Annotated in this window: 2 protein-coding genes and 1 pseudogene; all 3 read right to left on the bottom strand. The window is 62.0% G+C overall.

Features of this window, described 5'->3' with window-relative positions:
• Positions 1-73: 73 nt before the first annotated feature.
• Positions 74-1,243 (bottom strand): glutamate--cysteine ligase, encoded by a 1,170-nt coding sequence (locus tag AC3WJU_RS22385; RefSeq protein WP_492260918.1) that lies wholly within the window; start codon positions 1,241-1,243, stop codon positions 74-76.
• 99 nt (positions 1,244-1,342) lie between these two features.
• Entirely contained in the window at positions 1,343-1,546 is a 204-nt protein-coding gene (locus AC3WJU_RS22390; protein ID WP_059389943.1) for a hypothetical protein, read from the bottom strand.
• A 215-nt stretch (positions 1,547-1,761) separates the two neighbouring features.
• Positions 1,762-1,971, bottom strand: a pseudogene (locus AC3WJU_RS22395) (IS3 family transposase); the annotation flags it as partial.
• Positions 1,972-2,056 lie beyond the last annotated feature (85 nt).

The raw sequence follows: 2,056 nt of genomic DNA on the forward strand, positions 1-2,056 counted from the left end.
ATCAGTCAAAACAGAAGTACGAGACACCCATCAAGCATCCCCGACCACCACTCCAGGATTTAGGAGACACGCCCTAGCTCGCCACGAGCGCGGCAGTCCCCGAGGCCGCCGCGAAGTACGGTTGGTCGGTGCGTTCGTGATCAATGGGTTCGAGGTGGGTGACGCCCGTTGCATATGCGACGACGCCGGCAAGACTGCCGGTGCGTTGGTGGGCTTGCCGTTGCCGCGCGGCTCCCGTGCCTTGGCTGAGGATCCTTTGCAGTCCCTCGTTGGCGTAGTGTGCGTCCCCGGTCCCTTCGAGGGCATCGCGGACGTGGGAGTGGAGTGCGGCAAGGACGTGCCTTGCTGTGGCCGGCTTGTGCGTTCCCGGGTGGAGCAGCTCGCCGTGCAGGCCGAACCGGCTGGCCCGCCACGTGGCTTGGCGCAGGACGGGGACAGAAACCATGTCCGGACGCTGTCCGGATTTCCATTCCCTGGCGGCTGTATCCACCAAGGCACGCACCAAGGCCGCGATCAGCAGGGCATCCCGGGCATCAAGGCAAACATCCGAGACACGGATCTCGACCGTAGGGTGCCGGGCAGACAGGCGAGCGTCGAAATCCGGGCTCATGATCACTCCCGTTGCCGACAGGTCGGCCACCAAAGAGTGGTAGGCCGCGGCAGATCCGAAGACATCGGTGGGACCGGCACTGGACCATCGGTTCCAAGCTTGGGTCCGGAAACTGGCGTAACCACTGTCGGACCCATTCCAGAACGGTGAATTCGAGCTCAGTGCAGTCAGCACCGGCAGCCAGGACCTGATCCGGTCCAGCACTGCCACGCCTTCCTCATCCGAGTCAACGGAAACATGGACGTGGTATCCGCAGGTCAGCTGCTCTCTGGCAGTCATAGCGAACTTTTCCAGGAGGGCCTCGTAGCGCTCGGTGTTTGTTGCATGCGGAGCGATCGCCAGCGGCGACGTCGCGAGGGCTGCAATTCTCGCGCCCGCCCTTCGGGCCAGCGAATCTGCGTAAGAGCGTCCGGCACGTATTTCAGCGCCGAGGGCACTCAGGCTGCTGTGCGGGGAGGTGATGACTTCGATTTGCTCCTGCTGAAGCTCGATCGCCAACGTCGGGCCGAAAGGAGGAGCCACCCCCTGGGGACCGGCACCATGAAGGCGCACGATATCGCCGGCGAGGGGCACGGGACTGCCGTTGTCAGGATCTACGATCAGGAATTCTTCTTCAACACCAAAAGTACGCACTTGCCAAGTGTGGGCCACAAAAGCTATGCCCCACGACCACAAGTCGCAGGACCTCTGGCATCAAACGTCTCTGGTCAGTTCCGAGACGCGCAACTGCTGCTAGCTGGCCGGCGTCACGACGTCTTCAAGGACTGACCTGTCGAAGAATCGGATCTCGCCGGTCGCTTGGAAAAACACGGGAACTACCGATGTGTTCGCGTCCTTCGAGGTTTCGTAGATCTCCGGCGCGCTGCCGTGTTTTCGGGCGATGGTTCCTACCAACTCGGTGCCGCGAACCCTGACGGTTCGATACTTGTAGCTCATGTGGACCCCTCTCGTCAGCCACAGCAAACGCTACTCCTGTGAAGCGCAAAGACCAGCTGGGCAGCTGCGTGGAGCTTGATTATCCTGCGTCGCAGAGCAAGTGGTACCAACTGTCGGCGAGCACTTCTAGCGCGTGGTCGCGGTTTGGCTCGAGCTTGCGCCGCGTCCAGAGTGCGGTCGTCAAGTTTTTGAGACAGTTTCGTTGTTTGTTTTGGTTAGGCGGCCAGGGGTTCCTGGACGCTGGTGTGCTGGTTTGCGTGGGCGGTGGCTGGCGGGATGCCGCCGGCCCGTCGGTTGGGTCGGCGGCGGTTGTACCAGCCCTCGATGTAGTCCATCACGGCGGTCCGTGCGGTGAGCCGGGAACCGAAGCGGTGGTGGTGGTAGAACTCGGTCTTGAGGTGGGAGAAGAAGTTCTCGGCGACCGCGTTGTCCCAGCATTATCCGGCTAATAGCCCGGGATGCCGGGGATTAGCCGGTTAAGGATTAGTTGTTTCGGGAGGTCAGTTTCCG

Source organism: Arthrobacter sp. FW306-1B-F12A, from assembly GCF_058781865.1.